The organism is Kitasatospora cathayae (assembly GCF_027627435.1).
Classification (GTDB): Bacteria; Actinomycetota; Actinomycetes; order Streptomycetales; family Streptomycetaceae; genus Kitasatospora; species Kitasatospora cathayae.
In genome coordinates, this window is the sequence record NZ_CP115450.1 from 2,910,557 (window position 1) to 2,932,928 (window position 22,372).

Sequence of the window (22,372 nt, forward strand, 5' to 3'; positions counted from 1 at the left end):
CACAACCACCGTCCGGGCACCGGGCACCACGCGGACCGACCCGTTCCGCACTCGCTACAGCTTCGCGAGGAACTCCCGTACGACGGCGGCGAGTTCGTCAGCCGCACCGATCGGCAGCAGGTGGTCGCCGGCCAGCTCGACGGCGACCGTGCCGGGGCGGCGGGTGACGGCCTCGGCGGCCTGCTCGGCCGGGATCACGCCCTCGGTGCCGCGCACCAGCAGGGCGGGGCAGTCGGTGGCCGTCCACTCGGCCCAGTGGTCGCCGTGGACGAGTTCCTCGGAGTCGTACATGTCCTTCGGGTGGAAGGGCAGCCGCCAGCTGCCGTCCGCGTTCTCCCGCAGCCGGTCGGCGAAGTACGGGGCGGCGGGGCCGAGTGCGGCGACCAGCTCGTCCCGGCTCGGCGCGTCGTACGGCAGGCCGAGCAGGAACGCCAGCGGGTGCGGGCCCTCCAGGCCGAGCACCAGCGGGGCCTCGATGTTGACGATCGCCTCGACCCGCTCGGGGTGCCTGGCGGCGAACTGGTAGGCGTTGATCCCGCCCAGCGAGTGGCCGAGCAGCACCGCCTTCGCCAGCCCGAGGTGGTCGAGCAGCGCCTCGACGTCGGCGAGGTAGCCCTCCCGCGAGTAGTCCGCCGCCCGCTCCGACTCGCCCTGACCGCGCTGGTCGGGCGCGATCACCCGCCAGTCGGCGCCGAGTTCACCCGCGAGCCGGGCCCACACGGCGCCCTCCGACAGGTGCCCGTGCAGGGCGACCAGCGGCCGGCCCGTCCCGCCGAAGTCCAGGTAGGACAGTCGGCGGCCGTCGATGGCCAGTTCATCGCGGACGGCTTCGGCAGTGCTGGCGGCGGCGTTGGTGGCGTCGTTCATTTCCGGTTCCCCCTTGTGGAGCGATTGACGTGATCACCATACTCGGAGTTAGCACGCACGTGCAAGACATTTGTTCAATACGAATGTACAAGACATATGTGCAATACGCTTGTCCAAGACACATGCGCAAGACATCCGTCCAAAGGAGCCGCCCGGATGCCCGACCACCCGCCGCACGACTGGACCGCCACCGAGCAGCGCCTCTGGCACGCCTACCGCCGCGGCGAACGGCTCGACCTGCGGGACGGCGCCCCGCAAGGCGCCGACGACCCGGCCCGCTCCGCCGACTGGCCGTCCGAACGCGCCGTCCGGGCCGAGGCATTGACCCACCTGCTGCTCCAGCCACCGCCCGCCGAAGCCGGCCGGATCGCCCGCCTCGACCTCCAGGGCGCCCGCATCACCGGCCGGCTCGACCTCACCGGCGCCCGGATCGGCGCCCCCGTGAAACTCAAGGACTGCGCCTTCGCCGAACGCGTCCTACTCGACTACGCCGAGATCACCTGGTGGAACCTCGACAGCGCCCACCTCCCCGGGCTGGACGCCGAAGGCCTGCGCGTCGACCTCTGGCTCGGCCTGCGGGACGCCACCGTCACCGACGAACTCTGGCTCCACGACGCCCGCATCACCGGTGGCCTCGACCTCAGCCGCACCACCCTGCGCGGGGACGACGGCTTCGCCCTGATGGGCAAGCAGATGACCATCGACGGCGGCCTGCGCGCCCAAGGCCTGCGTGCCGAAGGCGAGTTGCGGCTCTCCCGGGCCCGCATCACCGGCACCCTCGACCTCACCGGCGCGCTCCTCACCGCCACCGACGGCGGCGCCGCCGACCTCGAGGACCTGCACGCCCGCCGGGTGCTCCTCGGCCTCCACCCCGACTCCACCGGCACCCTCACCCTCGCGGCCGCCGAACTCGGCACCCTGGTCGCCGATCCGGCCCGCTGGCCCGCCGGCTGCACCCTCGACCTCACCGCGACCGCCTTCACCGGCCTGGAACCCACCGCCGGCTGCCCCGCCCGGGCCCGGCTCGGCTGGCTGGCCGCCCACGTCACCGCGCCCTCCCCCGCCCTCCACGCCCGCGTGGCCGCCGCCTACCGCCAGGCCGGGCAGGAACAGGCCGCCCGGGACGTCCTGATCCGCAAGGAGCGCCTGCGCCACCAGGCCCTCGGCCCGGCCGGGAGGGCCTGGGGCCTGCTCCTCGAGGCCGTCGTCGGCTACGGCTACCGCCCCGCCCGCGCCCTGCTCTGGCTTCTCCTCCTGTTGGCCGGCGGCACCAGCTACTTCGCCCTCACCGGCCCGCCCCGCGCCGTCAACCCCGGCGGCGGCCCCGCCTGGGACCCTCTGCTCTACGCCACCGACCTGGTGGTCCCCTTCCTCGGCCTCGGCCAGCGCGCCGCCTGGGACCCGGGCGGCGCCGCCAAGGCGGTGGCGCTGGCGCTCACCGTCGCCGGCTGGGTCCTCGCCACCGCCGTGGCGGGCGGCGCGGCACGGGTGCTGAACCGGAGCAGCTGAGGCCCGGCCAGGTGCTGGTCAGGGCCCCGGTCAGGCCCCGGTCAGGCGGCCCCGAAGTGCCGTTTGGTGTCCGCGATCAGGGTCCGCGGGAAGGCCTTGTTCGGGAGGTCCGTCAGTGCCGGCGGGCGGGCGAGTAGCGAGTTCAACTCGAAGGCGAAGGTCCAGGTGAAGCGGGTGCCGGTCGGGGTGGGTTCGAGCAGGTAGTCCTCGCCGAAGCGGCGGAACAGCGGCAGGCTCGCCTGGGTGACGCAGAAGGAGTGCCGCTCGCCTTTGTCCCAGCGGACGAACTCCTCCCGCAGCCGCAGCAGGTGCCGCACGGTGATCTCCACCGCCGTCGACACCTTCAGCTACACCAAGTCCGTCCTCGACAAGCCCCTCCTCGCCGACCCCCTCCGGCCCGCCTACCCGCCCTTCCCCCCTCAAGTCCCGCCTGCTGCGCTGCCTCCTGTGGCCCCGTCGACCAAGTGGTCCGGTCCGGAAGCCCTTCGGGGGTTGATCACACCGACTGCAGGGCGGAGCATCTTCGGGTCCGCCGAGTGTGTGTCGGTCGAGCCCGGCCGGCAGACCGTTCAAGTCGGAAGTAGTGAACTTCCACCGGCATGGCCGTGCCGCGGCGTGGTAGCGGTGTTCGGAGCCTCGGCCCCTGACCTGAGCAAGGTCGGTGAAGTCGTTGTGCGAGAGGACCTTGCGCTCGTTCGACTGAGCGGACTGACCGATTCGTGCCCGGTCAGGGCCGGGTCGGATCGTCAGGGCCGGTTAGGGTCGGGGTGCATCACCATGAAGAGCGACCAGGCGGGCGCGGTCGGGTCGTCCGGGCGGGCGGCGAACTCCTCGAGCAGGGCGTGGAGCCGGGTCTGGAACTCCTCCATCTCCGCTGGCGGCAGGCGCAGCCCGAGCCGGGTGCTGTCGACCTCGGCCGCAGGGGCTAGGGCCAGTTCCTCCAGGAACGCGTCGAGCATCGACCGGTCCTGTGCGGCCGCATCGAGCTGCCAGGACTTCCGCGTCGCCAGATAGGGAATCTCCCGTGCGCTACGCGCGCCGCGTCGCTCCTCCTGGGCCTCCAGAAAACCGGTACGCACCAGTGTCCTGGTGTGGTGCAGCACGCTGGCGGGATCGCGGCCGAGGATCGCCGCGATCTCCTTGTTGGTGTGCGCCTCACCGAGGCAAATGCGCAGGATGCGCAGGCGGAGCGCGGAGGCGAGCGCCTTCGCCTCCGCGTCGCTAGCCAACCTGCGTTCGGTCATGGTCGACAGTCTACTGAGGGGTCGGGAGGGTAAGTGATTGACAAATCCCAATCACTCTTCCATGGTAGCCCGCATGACTGCTCCCGAGCCCTTGCCCAACCGACCGGCCTACCGTGGCGGACTGTGGCGGCACGTCGACTTCCGTCGACTATGGGCCGGCGAGACGGTCAGTCAGTTCGGGACAGCCATAGGCCAGTTAGCCATTCCTCTCGTCGCCGTTGTGGTGTTGCATGCCAGCACCTGGCAAGTCGGCGTGCTGGCGGCGTGCGAGACCGCGGCGTTCGTGGCAGTGGGCTTGCCGGCCGGCGCATGGGTGGAACGGATGCGCTTCCGTCGGGTGCTGATCGTCAACGACCTTGTTCGGACCGCCCTGTTGGCCTGGGTCCCGATGGCTCAGCTCCTCGACGTGCTGACGATTGAGCAGTTGTACGTGGTTGCGCTCGTCACCGGGGTGAGCACGGTCTTCTTCGACGTGGCCTATCAGTCTTACCTGCCCCAGCTGATCGACCGGGAGCTGCTGGTCGAGGGCAACGCGAAGCTCCAGGCCAGCGAGTCGGTCAGCCAGATCGCGGGCCCGAGCCTCGGAGGCGCGCTGATCCAGGCGCTCACCGCGCCCTACGCGCTGCTCGTCGACGCGGTGAGCTTCCTGTGGTCGGCCGCGTGGGTGACGCGGATCGAGGTCCGGCCGCCACGCCCCGAGCGCGGCCCCGACCCCAACCTGCTGCGGGAGATCCGCGACGGTCTGCGGTTCGTGCTCGGCAACCAGATACTCCGCGCCATCGCCATGTGCACCAGCTCGGCCAACCTCTTCGGTTCGGTGATCTCCGCCGTCTTCTACGTACTGCTCGCCCGCCAACTGCGACTCTCGCCGGGCGTCATCGGCCTGCTCACCTCGACCGCAGCGGTGGGCGGCCTGATCGGTGCACTGGTGGCCGGACGGTTCGCAGCGAAGGTCGGCCAAGGCCCGGCCATCTGGATCGCAAGCGCGGTCGCCGGACCCTGCGCGCTGGTCACCCCGTTCGTGCAGCGCGACTGGACGCTGGGGCTGCTTGCGGTCGCGCAGATCGCGATGTGGATGGGCATCGTGGTCTACAACGTCAACCAGGTCAGCTTTCGGCAGGCGCTGTGCCCGCCCGGGCTGCTCGGCCGGATGAACGCGACGATGCGTTTCCTGGTCTGGGGCGCGATGCCCTTCGGGGCTCTGCTCGGCGGCCTACTCGGCTCGACGATCGGCGTCCGCGGCACGCTGCTGGTCGGGGCGGTCGGCCGGTCACTCACCTTCCTGCCCGTCTTCCTGTCGCCACTGCGCCAGATGCGCGAACTGCCGTCCTACGCTGAGCCGACGACGGAGGGGAAGCCCGCTGCCAGCCCGTTGGTGCCAAGCAAGCCCTGAGAATGAGGCGAGTGCATGCTCGGCACAATCATCAGCCCAGAGCGCGATTGACCAGTGGTCGTCCAAGCGTCGTCCAGCGGAAGGTCGTCTCGCCCAACGAGTTCACCGACCTTGCCCAGGTCGGGGACCGGCTCCGAGCCTTCGAAGACCGCTACAACGCCACAGCGCAGCCGTTCCAGCGCAGGTTCACCACCTCCGACCTGGACGATCTCATGGCCAGGCTCGACCGGCACACCGTCGAACGCCATGAAGAATCCTCGTTCCGCCTTACCGCGTGGTCAACCCCCGCAGGACTCTTGCGGAGCTCACCACTAAGCTTCGACGGACCGTCAATCCACCGGGGGGGGAAGCCATGGGCAACGAGATCAGCGGCAACGTCACGATCACCGGCCAGGTCATCCAGTCGACCAGCGTCACGCTCGGCGGCACCGACCCCGACGGACCCGCCCGGGCGTCGGAGCACCTGGCGAAGGCCATCACCGACGACCTCGACACCCTGGGCGCACCGGTACAGCTCACCCGCGGCGAATACCGCGCGCTCCTGCGCCTGCTCGCCCACCTCGACGACACGAACGCCCCGGAGGCCGCCCCCGCCCTGGAACTCGCCGACCGCCTCCGCGGCCGCTGACCCGCCCGGGCGCCGGGCACCTCGGCCAGGGCCTGCCCAGCGGATCTCGCCGGGCGCGTGACGCCGGGCAGGCCCTACCCCTCCTCCCGCCCGCGGAACGCCCGCCGGTACTCCCTCGGCGCCACGCCCACCCGTGCCACGAACACCGGCCGCAACGACACCGCCGAAGCGAAGCCACACCGCGTCGCGACGGTGTCGACCGGCAGGTCCGTCTCCTCCAGGAGGCGTTGGGCGGTGAGGATGCGCTGGTCGAGGAGCCAGCGCAGCGGGGTGGTGCCGGTGGTGGTGGTGAAGTGGCGGGCGAAGCTCCGCTCGGACATCAGGGCCGCGGTGGCCATCCGCCGGACGTTCCAGGGGGTGTCGAGGGAGGCGAGGATCTCGGCGCGGACGCGGGCGAGCGGGTCCTCCTCGTCGACCGGAGGCACCGGGCTGGGGATGAACTGGGCCTGGCCGCCGGCCCGGAAGGGGGCGGTGACCATGGCGCGGGCGATGGTGGCGGCGGCCCGCTGGCCGTGGGCGGTGCGGACGAGGTGGAGGCAGAGGTCGATGCCCGCCGCGACGCCGGCCGAGGTCCACAGGCCGTCGCCACCGGTGAACAGCACTTCGGGGCGGACGGTCACCGCCGGGTGACGGCGGGCGAGTTCGGGGGCGAGGGCCCAGTGGGTGGTGGCCTCGCGGCCGTCGAGCAGCCCGGCTTCGGCGAGGACGAAGGCGCCCGCGCAGAGGGAGGCGATGGGGACTCCGGCGGAGGCGACGGCCCGCAGGGCGTCCAGGACTTCCGGGGGCCGCCGGGCGGCCGGATCCTCGACGCCCGGGACCACCACCAGGTCGCAGGCCGTCAGTGCGTCCAGTCCGAGGTCCGGGACCCGTTCCAGCCCGCCACCCAGCCGCACCCGGGCCCCGGCCGGCCCGCAGACCCGCAGGTCGAAGGCGGGCACGCCGGGCCGGGTGGCCCGGTTCGCCCACACCTCGCCGATCACCGCGTAGTCGAAGGCCCGTACTCCGTCGAAGATCAGGCAGCCCACAGTTCGCATGGCAGGAATCTATCGATGGCCGGCATTCCTGCCCATCACAGCCGCCGGGCGATGAGGGCAACTATGAACCACATGACGAACACCGACGCCTTCGACGCCCCGCTCACCCTCGACCCCGACGCCGTCCTGCTCCTCATCGACGTCCAACGGGGCTTCGAGGACCAGGACTTCTGGGGCCAGCGCGACAACCCGGACGCCGAGCAGCGGATGGCCGAGCTGATCGCCGCCTGGCAGGCGACCGGCCGCCCGATCGTCACCGTGCAGCACGCCTCCCGGGTCGGGCCGCTGGTCGAGGGCACGCCCGGCTACGAACTCAAGGACTTCGTCGCCGGGATCACCCCCGAGCTGCACATCACCAAGACCGTGAACAGCGCCTTCTACGGCACCCCCGACCTGCACGCCTGGCTCCAGCAGCGCGGCACCCGGCAGCTGGTGATCACCGGGATCATCACCAACGTGTGCAACGAGACCACCGCCCGGATGGCCGGCAACCTCGGCTACGACGCGATCTTCCCGACCGACGCCATGCACTCCTTCGACATGACCGGCCCCGACGGCACCACCGTCCCCGCCGCCGACCTGGCCCGCGCCACCGCGACCACCCTGCACGCGATGCGCTTCGCCAAGGTGGTCACGACGGAGGAAGTCCTGCGCGCCGCTAAGGCCTGAACAGCGGCTCGTACGGGTTGCCCTCCTCCGCGTTGAGCAGCACGTAGGACGGCCCGAGGCCGAAGGCGACCTCCCGCAGCCGCGCCAAGGCCTCGGCCACCGTGGGGACTTCGAGCCCGAGCGCGGCGGCGGCCGCGTCCCGGTCGGCGAACAGGTCCGGCTCGTCCTCCAGGTACTGTTCGGCCGCCTCCGCGCTCTCCTCCTCGGTCAGCCGCACGCAGTCGCGCCACCACGGCACCGCGAGCAGCAGCCGGACCATCTCCTCCAGCCCGACGGCCATCACCGCCGCGCCGCCCTCGGAGTCGGCGTACAGCACGGGCCGCTCGTCGCCGCCCTCACCGCACAGGAAGAAGGTGCCGCCCGCGCCGCACTTGGCCACCTCCTCCAGGCCCTCCCCGGAAGCGAGCACGACCTCCTCCACGTGCGAGTAGGCGTCGAGGTTGAAGTCCCCCGGCCAGAGCAGGTAGTCGACGGCGACGGGGGTGGCACGAACAAGATCGAGGAAGGACATGGCGGACACCCTACGGCCACGCAGTGACAGCTCAGGCCGCCGGCCGCTCCGCCAGGAACTCCTCCCAGGTGCGCCGCCCGTGCTCGGCGCCGGCCGGGGTGAGGTTCGCCCCGCCCGGTAGGCGCGCCCGACCCTGCCCGGCTCCCGTACTGGCAGCAGCTTGCGGCTACGGCCCCGCGCGGTCAGGTACGCCCGGGCCAGCTCGTCCATCCCGTACACCGTCGGTCCGGCCAGGTCCGGCACCAGCCCGGCGGGCTCGTCGAACGCCAACTCCACGAGCCGGCCGGCGACTTCGCGCACGTCCACGGGCTGCCAGCGGACCCCGCCGGGAGCCGGGAGGAGCGGCGGCTTCGCCATCTTCTCGACCACGGCGAACGCCAGGTCGTGGAACTGCGCGGCGCGCAGGATCGTGTACGGCGGGCCCGAGCCGGCCACCGCCTCCTCGGCCGCGTGCTTGGCCCGGAAGTAACCGAGCGGCACCTTGTCCGCGCCGATCACCGCGACGTACACCAGGTGCCGCACCCCGGCCCGCCGGGCGGCCGCGACCAGACGGCGGGTCGCCTCGTCGTCGCCCTTGGGGCCGCCGGCGAGGTGCAGCACGGTGTCGACGCCCGCGAGCGCCTCGTCCAGCCGGGCGTCCGCCTCGGCCGGGTCGCCGCGCAGGTCGCCGCGCACGTGCGCCACGCCGTCCTCGGCCGCACGCCCCGCCGGCTCAGCACCCGCACCGGCCGCCCGGCCGCGCGCAGCAGCGGTACGACCTGCCGGCCCAGGGTGCCGGTGACCAGTACCGGGTTGTCCGTCACGATCGTCTCCGTTTCGGCCCGGTCCGGGAGTTGATCTCCCGCCGCCCCCGCTGTTGGGTGGCTCCTGCTGCCCTGAACCGAGGCGACTAAGGAATGTGACACGGTGGACGAGAGATCTGACGAGAGATCTGCCCGGACCGCGCTCTTCGAGGAGCACCGCCCGCACCTGCGCGCGGTCGCGTACCGGATGCTCGGCTCGATCAACGAGGCCGAGGACGCGCTCCAGGACGCCTGGCTGCGGTACGACCGCAGCGACACCACCGATGTGGACAACCTCGGCGGCTGGCTGACCACGGTGGTCTCCCGGGTGTGCCTGAACCTGCTGCGCGACCGCGCCGCGCGCCGCGAGGAGCCGCTGCAGCCGACCGGACCGGACGGCGGGAGCGGCCCCGAGCGCATCCCGGACCCGCTGCTGCGGCGCGAGGGGGTGGCCGACCCGGAGCAGGAGGTGATGCTCGCGGATTCGGTCGGCCTGGCGCTGATGGTGGTGATGGAGTCGCTGTCGCCCGCCGAGCGGGTCGCCTTCGTGCTGCACGACATGTTCGCGGTGCCGTTCGAGGAGATCGCCCCGCTGATCGAGAAGACCTCGGCCGCGACCCGCCAGCTGGCCAGCCGGGCCCGCCGCAAGGTGCAGGGGCGGGCGCCCGCGCCCGACCCGGACCTGGGGCGCCAGCGCCTCGCCGTGGACGCCTTCTTCGCCGCCGCCCGCAACGGCGACCTGGAGGCCCTGGTCGCGGTGCTCGACCCGGACGTGGTGCTGCGCTCGGACGGCGGGGCCGGGATGGCCCGGCACACCGTGTTCTTCACCGGCGCCGCGACGGTGGCGGGGCAGGCCGTCCTGTGGGGCAAGCTGTCGCCGTTCGCCCGCCCGGCGCTGGTCAACGGCACCGCGGGCGCGGTGGTCATCGGCGACAACGGCCGGGCGCTGTCCATCATGGCGTTCATCGTCGTGGACGGCGCGATCGCCGCGATCGACGTGATCGTCGACCCGGAGCGGCTGGCCGCCTTCGACCTCTCGGCCTTCCGGGACTGAGGCCCGTCAGGGCTGAGGCCCACCCGGGCTGAAACCACCAGGGTTGAAACCACCAGGGCTGAGGCCCGCCGACACAGGGGGCGGCCGGAATCCCGGCCGCCTCCTCCGCGGTTCAGCGCCCGATCGCCCCGTCCAGCTGCTCCCGGATGATGTCCGCGTGCCCGGCGTGCCGGCCGGTCTCCTCGATCATGTGCACCAGCACCCAGCGCAGCGACGGCCCCTCGGCGACGTCCGGCCGCAGCGAGCGCACGCCCGGCCGGTCGAGGTCCGGGGCGGCCGCGGCCACCGCGTTCGCCCGGGCGACCGCGTCCCGGTAGGCGGCGACCGCCGCGGCCACCGTGAGGTCGGCCGGTGCGACCTCCTCGCTGTCGAAGGGCTTCTCCCCCAACCCGCCGTAGGCCCACTCGAACCAGTTGAGCTCGACCACGGTCAGGTGCCGGACCAGCCACAGCAGGCTGGTGCCGGAGGCGACGCCGGGGCGCCGGGCGTCCTCGTCGCCGAGGCCGTCGACCTTGGCGATCACGGCCTCGCGCAGGTAGTCGAGGAAGGCCAGCAGAGTGGTCCGTTCGTCGGCGTTCAGCGTCGGCGGCCGGTTGTCGGAGAGCTTGCTCGGCGCGGCGCCGAGGGGCGCGGCGTTCTCAGGAACGGTGTTCTCGGTCACCGCGTCACCCTAGCCATCCACGCCGATCCGATGAACCGTCACCATCCCTGCGCGTGCACCCAGTCCGCGAGGTGCCGGGCGCAGTCGTCGACCGACTCCCGCCAGGTGTGCGCCGCGCCGTCCCCGGCCTCGTCGCTGACGTACTTGACCAGCCGCACCGGCACTCCGGCCCGGTGGGCGACGGTGGCGACGGCGTAGCCCTCCATGTCGACCAGGTCGGCGTGCTCGGCCAGCCGCTCCTTGGCCGCCGGGGAGTCGACGAACAGGTCCCCGGTGGCCAGCACCGGGCCGTCGCCCCTGCCGACCACCAGCGGGGCGCCGTAGCTGCGACCGGTGAGGGCCTGCAGGGCCTCGGTGTTCAGGTCGTGCTGGATCACCTGGACGACGTGGTGGATGCCCTCCCAGCCGGGGCGCAGCGCGCCGGCCGTGCCGAGGTTGATCACCTCGGAGGGCCGCTCGCCCTGGGCGAGCACGGTGGCCAGGGCCGCGGTGGCGTTGACCTTCCCCATCCCGGTGAGCAGCACGGGCAGCCGGTCGTCGAGGTGAGCGGCCTCCTCGCGGACCGCGACGACGAGCAGCGGGCGGTCGGGCGAGATCGTTCCAAGCAGTCGCATGGGGCCCATGGTACGGAGCGGTGGGGTGACGCACCCCGGAACAGCACGGCCCAGCCGCACGGCACAGCAGCACGGCGCGGAACCGTACGGAAGCCGCCCGCGTCGCAGGGACCGCCACCTCTCCGTACGACGAGCCCGTGCCGGTACGACCCGGTACGGACGGTACGAGCCGTACGGGGGCGTGCGGAAACCGTGCACGACATGCTCAAGATCGGCGCAAGTCGGGTGTGGCCGGAGGGAGTCACGGCCATACTGCTGCCATCGGTCGGGCCCCGGGTGTCGGGTCCGGGCCCCAGGGGAGGATGAGGCGGGTGGCAACACCAGTAGGCAACGGCGCACCGGGCGCCGCGTTCCCGGCACGGCCGAGCGCGCCACCGGCCGTGCCGGGAACGGCACCGGGAACAACACCGGGGGCACCGGCAGTGGCGAGGCAGAACACAGCCCCGCCCGGCTCCCGCGCGCCCGGACCAGATGGCGACCCGGCGGGCAACCGCCGGGCAGCGGCGCCCGAACGCGGCGTACGCGCCCGGCTGGCGCAGGCCACCCGCACGCCCCCGGGCCGGCTGCGGCTGGCCGGGGCGGTGCTCGCGGTGCTCACGCTGGCCTTCGGCGGGCTCACCGCCTGGCAGTTGGAGGCCCGGGCCTCGGCCGCCGACCGGGTGGTCTCGTACAGCCAACCACTGAGCCGGGACGCGGCCGAGATCCACCGCTCGCTGGCCGACGCCGCCACCACCGCGTCCTCCGGCTTCCTGCTGGCCGGCACCGAGCCCAAGGACGTCCGGGCCCGCTACGAGCAGGACCTCGCCCAGGCCGCCAAGTTGATCTCCCAGGCGGCCGCCCGGACCACCGCGACCTCCCCGGCGCAGGACTCACTCTCCCGGCTGAACCAGCAACTCCCGGTGTACGCCGGTCTGGTGGAATCCGCACGGGCCGACAACCGGCAGGGCATCCCGCTCGGCGGCGCCTACCTGCGGTACGCCTCCGAGCAGATGCAGACCGTACTGCTGCCGGCCGCCGCCGAGTTGAACACCATCGAGACCAAGGAGCTGGCGGACGACTACGCCGCGGCCCGGTCCGTGCCGTGGGGGGCGTACGGCCTGGCGGTGCTCACCCTGGCCGCGCTGGGGTGGGTGCAGCTGACCCTGTTCCGCCGCACCAACCGGGTGTTCAACATCGGTCTGCTGGGCGCCACCGCCGCCGTCCTGGCGGGCACGCTCTGGCTCGCCGTGGCCGGGCTGACCACCGGTTCGGCCCTGGAGAAGAGCGACCACGACGGCGCGACCCCGCTGCGGGCGCTCAACTCGGCCCGGGTGGACGTGCTGACCGCCCGGCTGGCCGAGAACCTGAACCTGGTCGCGCGCGGCTCCACCGCCACGTACAACGGGCAGTACGCGGACGCCACCGCACGCCTGGCCGGAATCGCCGGCAAGTCGACCCCGATGCGCCGACGCAGCGGCTCGCTGCCGAACGCGCTGGCCCTCGCTCCGGCCGCCGCCGACCAGGCCCTGGCCACCGCCGCCGACCAGTACGACCTCTGGCAGGACCGCTACGCCGCGGCGCACGTGGCCGAGGTCGCCGACGCCGACTACCAGGGCGCCCTGAACGCGACGGTGTCGGCCACCGACACCACCAGCACCGCCGACGCCGCCTTCAACGGCACCGACCGGGCGCTCGCCCAGGCCGCCGACATCGAACAGGCCCGGTTCAAGGCCGCCGCCGACGGCACCGCCGGGGACCTTCGCCTGGCGGCCGGCGCGGCCGCGGTGCTCGGCCTGGTGGCCGCGGCCGCCGCGCTGCGCGGCCTGGGCCGACGACTCGCCGAGTACCGGTAAGGGGGAATTCGGACACATGCGCAGCAGAACCGTACCGACCAGGAGCGCCGCGGCACTCGCCGTGCTGGCCGCCTGCGCGGCCGTGCTCGGCGGGGGCGGCCCCTCCGGCGCCGTACCGGCCGCCGCGACCGCGCCGACCATCGCCACCGTCGCGCCGCAGGCCGCCAAGCAGACCCAACAGCAGCAGGGCCAGTCCGACAGCTGCGACATCTACGCCAGCGTGCCGCCGAGTTCGGCGGACGGCCCGGCGGTGAAGGCCATCAAGGCCAGGCGCAGCCTGGTGATCGGCGTGGACCAGAACAGCTACCGCTGGGGCGCCCGCAACCCGAACACCGGCCAGATCGAGGGTTTCGACATCGACCTGGCCCGGGCGATCGGCACCGCCATCATGGGCGACCCCGAGAAGGTGGTGCTCAAGCCGGTGGCCACCGCCGACCGGGTCGACGCGGTGCAGAAGGGCCGGGTCGACCTGATCGTCCGCACCATGACCGTCAACTGCAAGCGGATGGCGGACGTCGCCTTCTCCAAGCCGTACTTCAGCATCTCCCAGCGGGTGCTGGTCCCCAAGACCTCCCCGGCGAAGGACCTCGACGAGGCGATCGGCGGCAAGGACGTCTGCGTCGCCAAGGGCTCGACGGCCGCCGACGTCCTCGATCCGAAGAACGGCGCCAAGAAGGACGCCAAGGCGCACCTGACGGTGGTGGAGAACCAGCTGGACTGCCTGGTCCTGATGCAGCTCGGCAAGGTCGACGCCACCATGACCGACGACGGCCTGGCGGCCGGCCAGGCGGCGCAGGACCAGACCGTGCGGATCGTGGACGGCGACGTGCAGCCGGAGGTGATCGGCGTCGCCATGCTCAAGAGCAGCCCGGACCTCACCGCGCGGGTCAACCAGGTGCTCGCCGACTACCACGCCGGCGGCGACTGGGGGCGCAGCTACGACCGCTGGCTGAAGCCGTACATGCTCAACGACGCCGAGCACTACTGGCCCGTGCCGCACTGAGCGGCGGGGCGCCGCATCGGGTACGGACCGGTGCGGACGCGAGGTGTTGACGCCGTCTTGACGCCCCGCGCCCGCGCCGCCCGAACGCCCACCGGCTAGGGTTCGGGACGATCACCACGGGGAGACCGGTGGTGGACACGGGGGTTGTCGTGGGACCGCCCGTCGCACGCGACGGCGGCCCGCGCGAGGAAGGAAGGACACCGCGGTGGCGGCATCGGCTGGCCCGGTACTGAGCCGGGAGGAGGTGGACCGCGCGCTCGCGCGCCTCGGCGCGGAGCGGGACGCGGTCGAGTCGGCGCTGCTCGCCCTGCAGGACCACCCGGGCCTGCGGCTGCTGGAGGGCGCCGAACTGACCGGGCGCACCCTGGAGCGCTGGTCCGTCGCCGGCAAGGGCCTGCCGCTGCTCTGGGCGCTGTTCGACCGCTACTCCGAGGCGCTCGCCTCGGCGCGCGCGGTACGGGCCCGCAAGGCCAAGCCCGGCGGTCCCGAACTCGCCGAGCTGAGCGAGCTGCTGACCGGTGACGCGGTGACCGTCCCCGGCGGCGCGCTGCCGGACGGGCCGCAACTGCTGGGCGCGCCCGCCAAGCTGGTCGAGCGGATCAGCCTGGACGCGCTGATGGCCCGGATGAACTCCTGGTACGCCACCGTGCTGGAGGTGGTCAGCGCCGCCGACGCGGTCTGGTCGGCGCTGCCGGCCCGGATCGACCTGCTGCTGGCCGAGCTGCACCGGGTGCAGACCCTGGCCGCCTCGCTCGGCGTGCGCACCGGCGGCCACCCGCTGGCCGACGACCTGGCCGGGCTGGCCCGCGACCTGACCGAGCTGCGCAGCGAGGTCCGCGAGGATCCGCTGGCGCTGTGGCGCCCGGCCCGGGTGCCCGCCCAGCGCGGCACGGTGCCCGACGGCGAGGCCTTCGCCACCCCCTCCGGGGTGGTGGACACCGAGCGCTTCGACCGGGCCGGGCGGGCGCTGGACGGCGTCCGGTTGGAGCTGGAGAACCTGCTGCGGCTGCGCGACGACGCCGAGGAGCGCCTGCAGGGCGTCGGCGACCTGCTGCAGCGGGCCGACGCCACCCTGGCCGAGGCCCGCCGGGCGCGCGGCGAGGTGCTGGCGAAGATAGCCTCCAGCGACGTCCCGGCCGTGCCCGGCCCGGCCTCGGCGCTGCGCGAACGGATCGTCACCGCGCTGGAGCTGCGCCAGGGAGGGCAGTGGGGCCGGCTGGCGCCGCTGCTGGACGCGCTGGAGGACGCCGCCGCCAAGGAGCTGGCCCGGGCCCGGCAGTCGCTCACCGAGGTCACCCAGCCGCTGGCCGTCCGGGCCGAGCTGCGCGGCCGACTGGACGCCTACAAGGCGATGGCGGCCCGGATGCGGGTCGCCGAGGACCCGGAAGTGATCGAGCGGTACGAGAAGGCGCGCTGGCTGCTGTGGAGCGCGCCCTGCGACCTGCGGGCGGCGGCCGCCGCGGTGGCCCGCTTCCAGCAGTCGCTGCGCCCGGCCCAGGCCGAGGCCTCCGAGGGCACACGGGCGCACGAGGACTCACAGGCACACCAGGCGGCCGGCCAGACGCCGGTCGACGGACAGGTACAGGGGGGCTGAGGTTGATGGGCGAGACGTGCGTACGGCCGGACTGCTCCGGCAGCGGCAGGATCGACGCCGACGGCTACTGCGACGAGTGCGGGCTGGCCCCGGCGGGGACCTCAACGGCGGCCCCCGCGGGCACCACCGGCACCACGGCGCCCCCGCCGACCGCCGCCGGCCCCGGCTCCCCGTGCCCGCGGGACTGCGCGGGCACCATCGACCCGGACGGCTACTGCGACGAGTGCGGACTGACCCCGCCCGGCGCAGACACCGGTGTCACCCAGCCCTACGTCCCGTCCGCCCGGGTCGCCCCGGACTCCGCCCGCAGCGGCTCGGTCCGCTCGCTGTCGGCCCGCACCGGCTCCGCCCGTTCGATGTCCGGCCGCTCCCGCTCGCACCGCTCGACCCGCACCGGCAGCGCCCGCTCGGTCTCGGTGCGCTCCACCCGCGGCAGCGTCAGCGCGGGCACCCGCAACCGGCTGGGCGCCGGCCTGGTCACCGTGCCGACCGTGGCGACGGCCGACCCGGCGCAGGCGGTGCTGGCCAACCCCGAGGTGCCCGAGCGCAAGCGGTACTGCTCCAAGTGCGAGGCCCCGGTGGGCCGGGAGAAGAACGGCCGCCCGGGCCGCCCGGACGGCTTCTGCACCAAGTGCGGCACGCCGTACTCCTTCACGCCCAAGCTGCGCCGCGGCGACCTCGTCGGCGGGCAGTACGAGGTGATCGGCTGCCTGGCGCACGGCGGGCTCGGCTGGATCTACCTGGCGGTGGACCGGCGGGTCAACGACAAGTGGGTGGTGCTCAAGGGCCTGCTGGACACCGGGGACGAGGACGCGCTCGCCGCGGCCGTCGCCGAGCGGCGATTCCTGGCCGAGGTGGACCACCCGAACATCGTCCGGATCATCAACTTCGCCGAGCACCCGGACCTGCGCACCGGCTCCACCGACGGCTACATCGTGATGGAGTTCGTCGGCGGCAAGTCGCTCAAGGACATCGCCAACGACCGCCGCACCCCGGACGGCCGGCGCGAGCCGCTGCCGGTCGAGCAGGCGATCGCGTACGCCCTGGAGGCACTGCCGGCGCTCGGCTACCTGCACGCCCGGGGCCTGGTCTACTGCGACTTCAAGATCGACAACGTGATCCAGAGCGGCGACACGCTCAAGATCATCGACATGGGAGCGGTCCGCCGCCTCGACGACGACGGCCCGATCTACGGCACCATCGGCTACCAGGCCCCGGAGATCGCCACCGACGGCCCCTCCCCCGCGTCCGACCTCTACACCGTGGCCCGCACCCTCGCGGTGCTCACCTTCGACTTCCAGGGCTACAGCACCACCTACCGCGACTCGCTGCCCGGCCCCGAGGACGTCGAGGTCTTCGCCCGGTACGAGTCGTACTACCGCTTCCTGGTCCGCGCCACCGACCCGGACCCGGCCCGCCGCTTCTCCTCCGCCGAGGAGATGGCCGACCAGCTCACCGGCGTGCTGCGGGAGGTCCTGGCCCTCCAGGACGACCGGCCGCGGCCCGCGCCGTCCACCCTGTTCGGCCCCGAACTGCGCGTCGTCGACACCGAGTTGGTGCTGCCCACCACCCAGCCCGGGCAGCTCCGGGTGGCCGCCCTGGACCCGTCCACCGCCGCCCTCGCGCTGCCCGTCCCCCGGGTCGACCCGGGCGACCCCAACGCCGGCTTCCTCGCCACCCTGCTCGCCACCGACCCCGAGGAGGCGCTCGTCGCGCTGGGCGGCGCCCCCGCCGTCTCGATCGAGAGCCGGCTGCGCGAACTGCGCGCCCTGCTCGAACTCGGCCGCCACGGCGCGGCGGTGAAGGAACTGGCCGGGCTGGAGCAGGACCACCCGGACGACTGGCGGGTGGTCTGGTACCGCGGCCTGGTCGCCCTGGTCGGGGCCACGCCCCGAGCCGAAGGGCGCGCCGACGCCGAAAGGGAGAAGCGAGGGAGCGACGAAGGAGCGAGGGAGCGCGGACCGTCGGCGTCGGGTCAGGAGCGCCCGGAGGCGAGTGGGCGAGTCACCACGCGCCGAGCCGAAGGGCGCGCCGACGCCGAAAGGGAGAAGCGAGGGAGCGACGAAGGAGCGAGGGAGCGCCGACCGTCGGCGTCGGGTCAGGAGCGCCCGGAGGCGAGCGCGCGAGTCACCGCTCTCCGGGCCGCCGCCGAGGCCTTCGACGCCGTCTACGACGCCTTCCCCGGCGAGGCCGCGCCCAAGCTCGCCCTGGCCATCTGCGCCGAACTGCTCGGCGACGGCGGCGACGCGGCCGAGTTCTACCGCCTGGTGTGGACCACCGACCAGGCCTACCTGAGCGCCGCCTTCGGCCTCGCCCGGGTCCGCCTCGCCGAGGACGACCGGCCCGCCGCGGTGCGCGTGCTGGAGTCCGTCCCGGCCACCTCCAGCCAGTACACCGCCGCCCGGATCGCCGCCGTCCGCGCCCGGCTGCGCGAACGGCCCGCCACCGACCCGCTCGCCGCCGACCTCGCCGCCGGCTCCGACCAGCTGACCGCGCTGCGGCTGGACGACCGCCGCCGCGAGGAGCTCTCCGTCGAGGTGCTCGGTGCGGCCCTCGGCTGGGTCGGCGCCGGCTCGGCCGGCGCGCAGCCGGGCGCCGACCTGGTGGTGCTGGGACGTCCCGCGGCGGAGCGGGAACTGCGCTTCGCCCTGGAACAGTCCTACCGGGTACTCGCCCGGTTGGCCGACCGGGCCGAGACCAGGATCGAGATGGTGGAACGGGCCAACCGGGCCCGCCCCAGGACGTGGGTGTAGCCGATGCCGCAGCAGACCGAGTGCCCGAGCTGTTCCGAGCCGATGGACCCCGACGACGCCTTCTGCGGGCGCTGCGGGAGCGGCCGGGACGGCCGGGCGGCCCCGGGCGCGATGCCCGCCGGCTGGGCCGCCGCCCGCGGTGAGGCCGTCCCGCCGCAGCGCGGGCCGGTCTGCGTGAACTGCGGGCAGGCGCTGGTCACCGAGGACGGCTACTGCGAGGGCTGCGGCAGCGCCCAGCCGCGCCCGCGCGACCACATGGAGAAGGCGCTCGCGGGCGTCGCCGGGGTCAGCGACCGCGGCGTGCGCCACCACCGCAACGAGGACTCCTTCACCGTCGCCGCCACCTCGCTGCCCGGCGGGGAGCCGGTCGTGGTCGCCGTGGTGTGCGACGGCGTCTCCTCCTCCGACCGCCCGGACGAGGCCTCGGAGACCGCCGTCGACGCCGCCTCGGAGTCCCTGCTGACCTCGCTGGAGGCCGGCCGGGACCCGGAGGAGGCGATGCGCGCGGCCATCTCCGACGCCGCCAAGGCCGTCGCCGACCTCGCCACCGACGGCGCCGGCCCCACCCGCCCCGACCTCAACGCGCCCGCCTGCACCTACGTCAGCGCCATAGCGGCGGGCGGCCGGATCACCATCGGCTGGGTGGGCGACACCCGGGCGTACTGGATCCCGGACGACCGCTCCACCGCCGTCCCCTTCCGGCTCACCCAGGACGACTCCTGGGCGGCCCGGATGGTCGAGGCCGGACTGATGGGCGAGGCCGAGGCGTACGCCGACCCGCGCGCCCACGCGATCACCGGCTGGCTCGGCGCCGACGCCGAGGAGGTCGTGCCGCACACCCTCGACTTCACCCCGCACGTCCCCGGGGTGCTGCTGATCTGCACCGACGGACTGTGGAACTACGCCGAGGCGGCCACCGACCTGGCGTACTTCGTCCGGCCGGACGCCCGCACCGAGCCGCTCGCGGCGGCGCAGACCCTGGTGAAGTTCGCGGTGGCGGCCGGCGGGCACGACAACATCACCGTCGCGGTGCTGCCGATCGACCCGCCGGCGGTCTCCGTCGAGGAGGTCGAGGAGACGCCCACCGCGCTGGACCTGAAGGTGATCACCCCGGCCGCCGCCGCGGCCGTCCGCGCGGGTGCTCCCGAGGACGACCCGGACTACGAGCCGACCCTGCCGGACCTCCCGGTGATCGGCTCCCCGGCCGCCCCGCTGCCCCCGGTCCCGGTACCGGCCACACAGACCACCCCGTCCACCCCGCCGGCTCCGCCCGCGCCCCCGACGGCGCCCCCGGCCCCGCCCGCGCCGCCCGTCGCCCCGCCCGTCCCGCCGCAGCCGGCCCACCCGCCGACGGCCTGACCGGCCCTCCGCGCCCGACCCGACCGCCGACGGCCCTCGTCCACCGGACCGACCTCGTCCGCCGGACCGCCCCACCGACCCGATCGCATCCACCCCTCACCCGACGGGAGCCACCGCCCCATGGCAACACTGGCGAAGCCGAACCTGCCCAGGTTCGACGTGGAGATCTTCCAGAACGAGTACCTGGCCGACGGCGCCCGCGAGGTGAACGCCATCGTCACCGTCACCTCCACCGGCGGCGGCACCTCCGGCGGCCGCCCGCTCGGGATCACCGACGCCGGTCCGCAGCGCGGCGACGCCGGCGCGGCCGTGGTGATCCTGGTCGACTGCTCGGGCTCGATGGACTACCCCAAGACCAAGATCAACGGTGCCCGCGAGGCCACCGCCGCCGCCATCGACGCCCTGCGCGACGGCACCGCCTTCGCCGTGGTCGCCGGCACCCACGAGGCCCGCGACATCTACCCCGGCGACGGCACCCTGGCGACCGCCTCGCCGAGCACCCGGCAGCAGGCCAAGGATTCGCTACGCCGCCTCACCGCGGCCGGCGGCACCGCGATGGGCACCTGGCTGGCCAAGGCCGACCAGCTCTTCCTCACCCGCCGCGACATCGCCATCCGGCACGCCATCCTGCTCACCGACGGCAACAACGAGCACGAGTCGGCGGAGGACCTGGCCCGCACCGTCGAGCGGGTCACCGGCCACTTCACCGCCGACTGCCGCGGCGTCGGCACCGACTGGCGGATCGACGAACTGCGGAAGATCTCCTCGGCGCTGCTCGGCACCACCGACATCGTCGCCGAGCCGGCCGGCCTGGCCGAGGACTTCCGCTCGATGATGACCGGCGCGATGGGCAAGCAGGTCGCCGACGTCGCCCTGCGGATCTGGACCCCGGCCAACGCCACGGTCAAGTTCGTCAAGCAGGTCGCCCCCGCAGTCGAGGACCTCACCGGGCGCCGCGCCGAGGCCGGCCCCCGGGCCGGCGACTACCCGACCGGCTCCTGGGGCGACGAGAGCCGCGACTACCACGTCTGCGTCGAGGTCCCGGCCGCCTCGGTCGGCAACGAGATGCTCGCCGCCCGGGTCAGCCTGGTGCTGCCCCCGCAGGTCGGCGGCGGCACCCCCGAGGTGCTCAGCCAGGGCCTGGTCAAGGCCGTCTGGACGGACGACCTGGCCTCCTCGACCCGGATCAGCCCGCAGGTCGCCCACTACACCGGGCAGGCCGAGCTCGCCTCCTCGATCCAGGAGGGCCTGGAGGCCCACCGCGCCGGGGACGTCGACACCGCCACCGCCAAGCTGGGCGCCGCCGTCCGGATCGCCCACGCGACCGGGAACGACGGGACCTACAAGCTGCTGCAGAAGGTGGTGGACGTGGTGGACCCGAAGGAGGGTACGGTTCGGTTCCGTAAGAACGTGAGCGAGGCCGACTCGATGACCCTTGAGACCCGGTCGACCAAGACGGTACGTGTGAAGAAGTGACCGCGAAGTGACCGCTGTAGACGTGATCGGGCCGGCCGCCCGGCGCCACGCCGCACCGCACCGGCCCGAAACGAGGGGGACCTGATGCCGATCTGCCCGAGGGGCCACGAGTCGCAGGCCGAGGACTGGTGCGACTTCTGCGGCTTCCCGATGACTCCGCCGGTCCCGGCGCCCGGTGCCCACGGGGGCTACCCGGGCGCGCCCGGCGCCGACCCCGCGCCCGGCGCACCCGCCGGGCACCCGCCGCACGGCGGTGCGCCGTTCGGTGCGCCGCCGCCACCGCCGCCGGGAGCCGTCCCGCCGGGGGCCGTCCCGCCGCCCCCGCCCGGCGCGTTCCCCCCGCCCGGCGCCTACCCGCCGCCGGGCGGCGCGTTCCCGCCGCCCGGGGCCGTCCCGCCCGCGCCGCCGCAGGGCCTCACCGAGGGCCTGACCGTCTGCCCGATCTGCCGCAGCCCGCAGACCGGCCGGTTCTGCGAGGAGTGCGGCTACGACTACGAGCTGTCCGCGCCCTCGCGCCGCCAGGTGCCGGCCGGCGGCGCACCCGCGCCCGCCCCCGGCCCGGCCCAGCCCCCGCCGCTGAACATCCCGGCGGCCTACGGCGGCACCGCGCAGCCGCCGCAGGCCCCGCCCGTCCCGCAGCAGCCCCAGCCCCACCAGCCGCCGGCCCCGGACTACCCGCACACCTACGGCTACCCGCCGCCGGAGGGCGCCTTCCCGGAGGCCCCGGTGCGCGAGGACTCCGGCCCGGTGTACGCCCAGCCGGCCGGCCCCGGCCCGAACAACCGCGGCGGCGACTTCGGCACGTCCTTCCACCTGGCCCCGCCGCAGCCCCAGCCGGGGGCCCAGCCGGAGCCCGTCCCGGCCGAGCCGGTCCGGGCCAACTGGATCGCGGTGGTCTCGGCCGACCGCGACTACTTCACCGACATGATGGCCCGCAGCGGCCCCGAGGCGGCCGGCCTGTTCTTCCCGCCGTACTGCCCCGAGCGCCGCATCCCGCTGACCGGCCGCGGCCAGCTGCGGATCGGTCGGCGCAGCCAGCACCGGGGCACCGTCCCGGAGATCGACCTGTCGGTGCCGCCGGAGGATCCGGGCGCCTCGCACCAGCACGCCGTGCTCGCCGAACAGGCGGACGGCAGCTGGGTGCTGGTGGACCAGGGTTCGACCAACGGCACCACCGTGAACGGCGGCGCGGAACCGATCTCCGCGCACACCGCCGTACCGCTGAACGACGGCGACCGGATCCACATCGGCGCCTGGACGACGATCACGGTGCACCGCGCCTGACCGGCGCTTTGACGCCCGCTCAGGGGCAACTCCGGCCGGGCCGGGCGGAATTCGACATTTCGCCCGGCCCGGTTTTTTCGCGCCTTCCTCAGGAAATCCGCAAAT

19 protein-coding genes are annotated in these 22,372 nt (G+C 74.0%); 12 read left to right on the forward strand and 7 right to left on the reverse strand.

From position 1 onward, the window contains the following. Positions 1 to 54: 54 nt before the first annotated feature. Positions 55 to 867, reverse strand: coding sequence for an alpha/beta fold hydrolase (locus O1G21_RS12885; RefSeq protein WP_270143455.1), 813 nt, complete (start codon positions 865 to 867; stop codon positions 55 to 57). Between the two features lie 156 nt (positions 868 to 1,023). Between O1G21_RS12885 and O1G21_RS12890 the strand changes: the two genes are divergently transcribed. Further along, the gene (locus tag O1G21_RS12890) at positions 1,024 to 2,376 is read left to right on the forward strand and encodes a hypothetical protein (RefSeq protein WP_270143457.1); all 1,353 of its coding nucleotides are present in this window, start codon (positions 1,024 to 1,026) and stop codon (positions 2,374 to 2,376) included. 41 nt (positions 2,377 to 2,417) lie between these two features. Here the strand turns inward: O1G21_RS12890 and O1G21_RS12895 are convergent, their stop codons facing one another. After that, positions 2,418 to 2,705: an SRPBCC family protein gene (locus O1G21_RS12895; protein WP_270143459.1), complete on the reverse strand. Its 288-nt coding sequence runs from the start codon at positions 2,703 to 2,705 to the stop codon at positions 2,418 to 2,420. 417 nt (positions 2,706 to 3,122) lie between these two features. Further along, positions 3,123 to 3,620, reverse strand: a complete 498-nt coding sequence (locus O1G21_RS12900; protein ID WP_270143461.1) for an ArsR/SmtB family transcription factor — start codon at positions 3,618 to 3,620, stop codon at positions 3,123 to 3,125. 73 nt (positions 3,621 to 3,693) lie between these two features. Here O1G21_RS12900 and O1G21_RS12905 point away from each other — a divergent pair, with 73 nt between their 5' ends. Then, entirely contained in the window at positions 3,694 to 5,013 is a 1,320-nt protein-coding gene (locus O1G21_RS12905; protein ID WP_270143463.1) for an MFS transporter, read from the forward strand. A 352-nt stretch (positions 5,014 to 5,365) separates the two neighbouring features. Beyond that, positions 5,366 to 5,641 (forward strand): hypothetical protein, encoded by a 276-nt coding sequence (locus O1G21_RS12910; protein WP_270143465.1) that lies wholly within the window; start codon positions 5,366 to 5,368, stop codon positions 5,639 to 5,641. A gap of 74 nt (positions 5,642 to 5,715) precedes the next feature. Here the strand turns inward: O1G21_RS12910 and O1G21_RS12915 are convergent, their stop codons facing one another. Then, positions 5,716 to 6,675, reverse strand: a complete 960-nt coding sequence (locus tag O1G21_RS12915) for a GlxA family transcriptional regulator (RefSeq protein WP_270143467.1) — start codon at positions 6,673 to 6,675, stop codon at positions 5,716 to 5,718. Positions 6,676 to 6,747: 72 nt separating this feature from the next. On the opposite strand from O1G21_RS12915, the gene O1G21_RS12920 reads away from it, so the two are divergent. Beyond that, positions 6,748 to 7,344, forward strand: coding sequence for a cysteine hydrolase family protein (locus O1G21_RS12920; protein ID WP_270143469.1), 597 nt, complete (start codon positions 6,748 to 6,750; stop codon positions 7,342 to 7,344). On the opposite strand, the gene O1G21_RS41375 is transcribed toward O1G21_RS12920, so the two are convergent. Next, positions 7,334 to 8,539, reverse strand: a complete 1,206-nt coding sequence (locus O1G21_RS41375; RefSeq protein ID WP_333493449.1) for an SDR family oxidoreductase — start codon at positions 8,537 to 8,539, stop codon at positions 7,334 to 7,336. The genes O1G21_RS12920 and O1G21_RS41375 overlap by 11 nt on opposite strands. A gap of 222 nt (positions 8,540 to 8,761) precedes the next feature. On the opposite strand from O1G21_RS41375, the gene O1G21_RS12935 reads away from it, so the two are divergent. After that, positions 8,762 to 9,691, forward strand: coding sequence for a sigma-70 family RNA polymerase sigma factor (locus O1G21_RS12935; RefSeq protein WP_270143472.1), 930 nt, complete (start codon positions 8,762 to 8,764; stop codon positions 9,689 to 9,691). Positions 9,692 to 9,803: 112 nt separating this feature from the next. Here O1G21_RS12935 and O1G21_RS12940 read toward each other — a convergent pair whose 3' ends face one another. Both O1G21_RS12940 and O1G21_RS12945 read right to left on the reverse strand, forming a co-directional pair. After that, positions 9,804 to 10,352 carry a DinB family protein gene (locus O1G21_RS12940; protein WP_270143474.1) on the reverse strand — a complete coding sequence of 183 codons (549 nt, stop codon included), beginning with the start codon at positions 10,350 to 10,352 and terminating at the stop codon, positions 9,804 to 9,806. Positions 10,353 to 10,390: 38 nt separating this feature from the next. Further along, positions 10,391 to 10,966 carry a nucleosidase gene (locus tag O1G21_RS12945; protein WP_270143476.1) on the reverse strand — a complete coding sequence of 192 codons (576 nt, stop codon included), beginning with the start codon at positions 10,964 to 10,966 and terminating at the stop codon, positions 10,391 to 10,393. Between the two features lie 422 nt (positions 10,967 to 11,388). On the opposite strand from O1G21_RS12945, the gene O1G21_RS12950 reads away from it, so the two are divergent. From O1G21_RS12950 to O1G21_RS12980, 7 genes are all read left to right on the forward strand, one after another. Further along, positions 11,389 to 12,798: a hypothetical protein gene (locus O1G21_RS12950; RefSeq protein ID WP_270143478.1), complete on the forward strand. Its 1,410-nt coding sequence runs from the start codon at positions 11,389 to 11,391 to the stop codon at positions 12,796 to 12,798. Positions 12,799 to 12,814: 16 nt separating this feature from the next. Beyond that, a complete protein-coding gene (locus tag O1G21_RS12955) occupies positions 12,815 to 13,801 on the forward strand; it encodes a glutamate ABC transporter substrate-binding protein (RefSeq protein ID WP_270143480.1) in 987 nt (328 codons plus the stop codon). A 205-nt stretch (positions 13,802 to 14,006) separates the two neighbouring features. Continuing rightward, positions 14,007 to 15,395, forward strand: a complete 1,389-nt coding sequence (locus tag O1G21_RS12960) for a hypothetical protein (RefSeq protein ID WP_270143482.1) — start codon at positions 14,007 to 14,009, stop codon at positions 15,393 to 15,395. Between the two features lie 5 nt (positions 15,396 to 15,400). After that, positions 15,401 to 18,148: a tetratricopeptide repeat protein gene (locus tag O1G21_RS12965; protein ID WP_270143484.1), complete on the forward strand. Its 2,748-nt coding sequence runs from the start codon at positions 15,401 to 15,403 to the stop codon at positions 18,146 to 18,148. 3 nt (positions 18,149 to 18,151) lie between these two features. Beyond that, the gene (locus tag O1G21_RS12970; protein WP_333493450.1) at positions 18,152 to 19,507 is read left to right on the forward strand and encodes a PP2C family serine/threonine-protein phosphatase; all 1,356 of its coding nucleotides are present in this window, start codon (positions 18,152 to 18,154) and stop codon (positions 19,505 to 19,507) included. A 120-nt stretch (positions 19,508 to 19,627) separates the two neighbouring features. Next, positions 19,628 to 20,983: a vWA domain-containing protein gene (locus tag O1G21_RS12975; protein ID WP_270143486.1), complete on the forward strand. Its 1,356-nt coding sequence runs from the start codon at positions 19,628 to 19,630 to the stop codon at positions 20,981 to 20,983. Positions 20,984 to 21,067: 84 nt separating this feature from the next. Then, positions 21,068 to 22,267 carry an FHA domain-containing protein gene (locus O1G21_RS12980; protein ID WP_270143487.1) on the forward strand — a complete coding sequence of 400 codons (1,200 nt, stop codon included), beginning with the start codon at positions 21,068 to 21,070 and terminating at the stop codon, positions 22,265 to 22,267. The last annotated feature ends 105 nt before the right edge of the window (positions 22,268 to 22,372 follow it).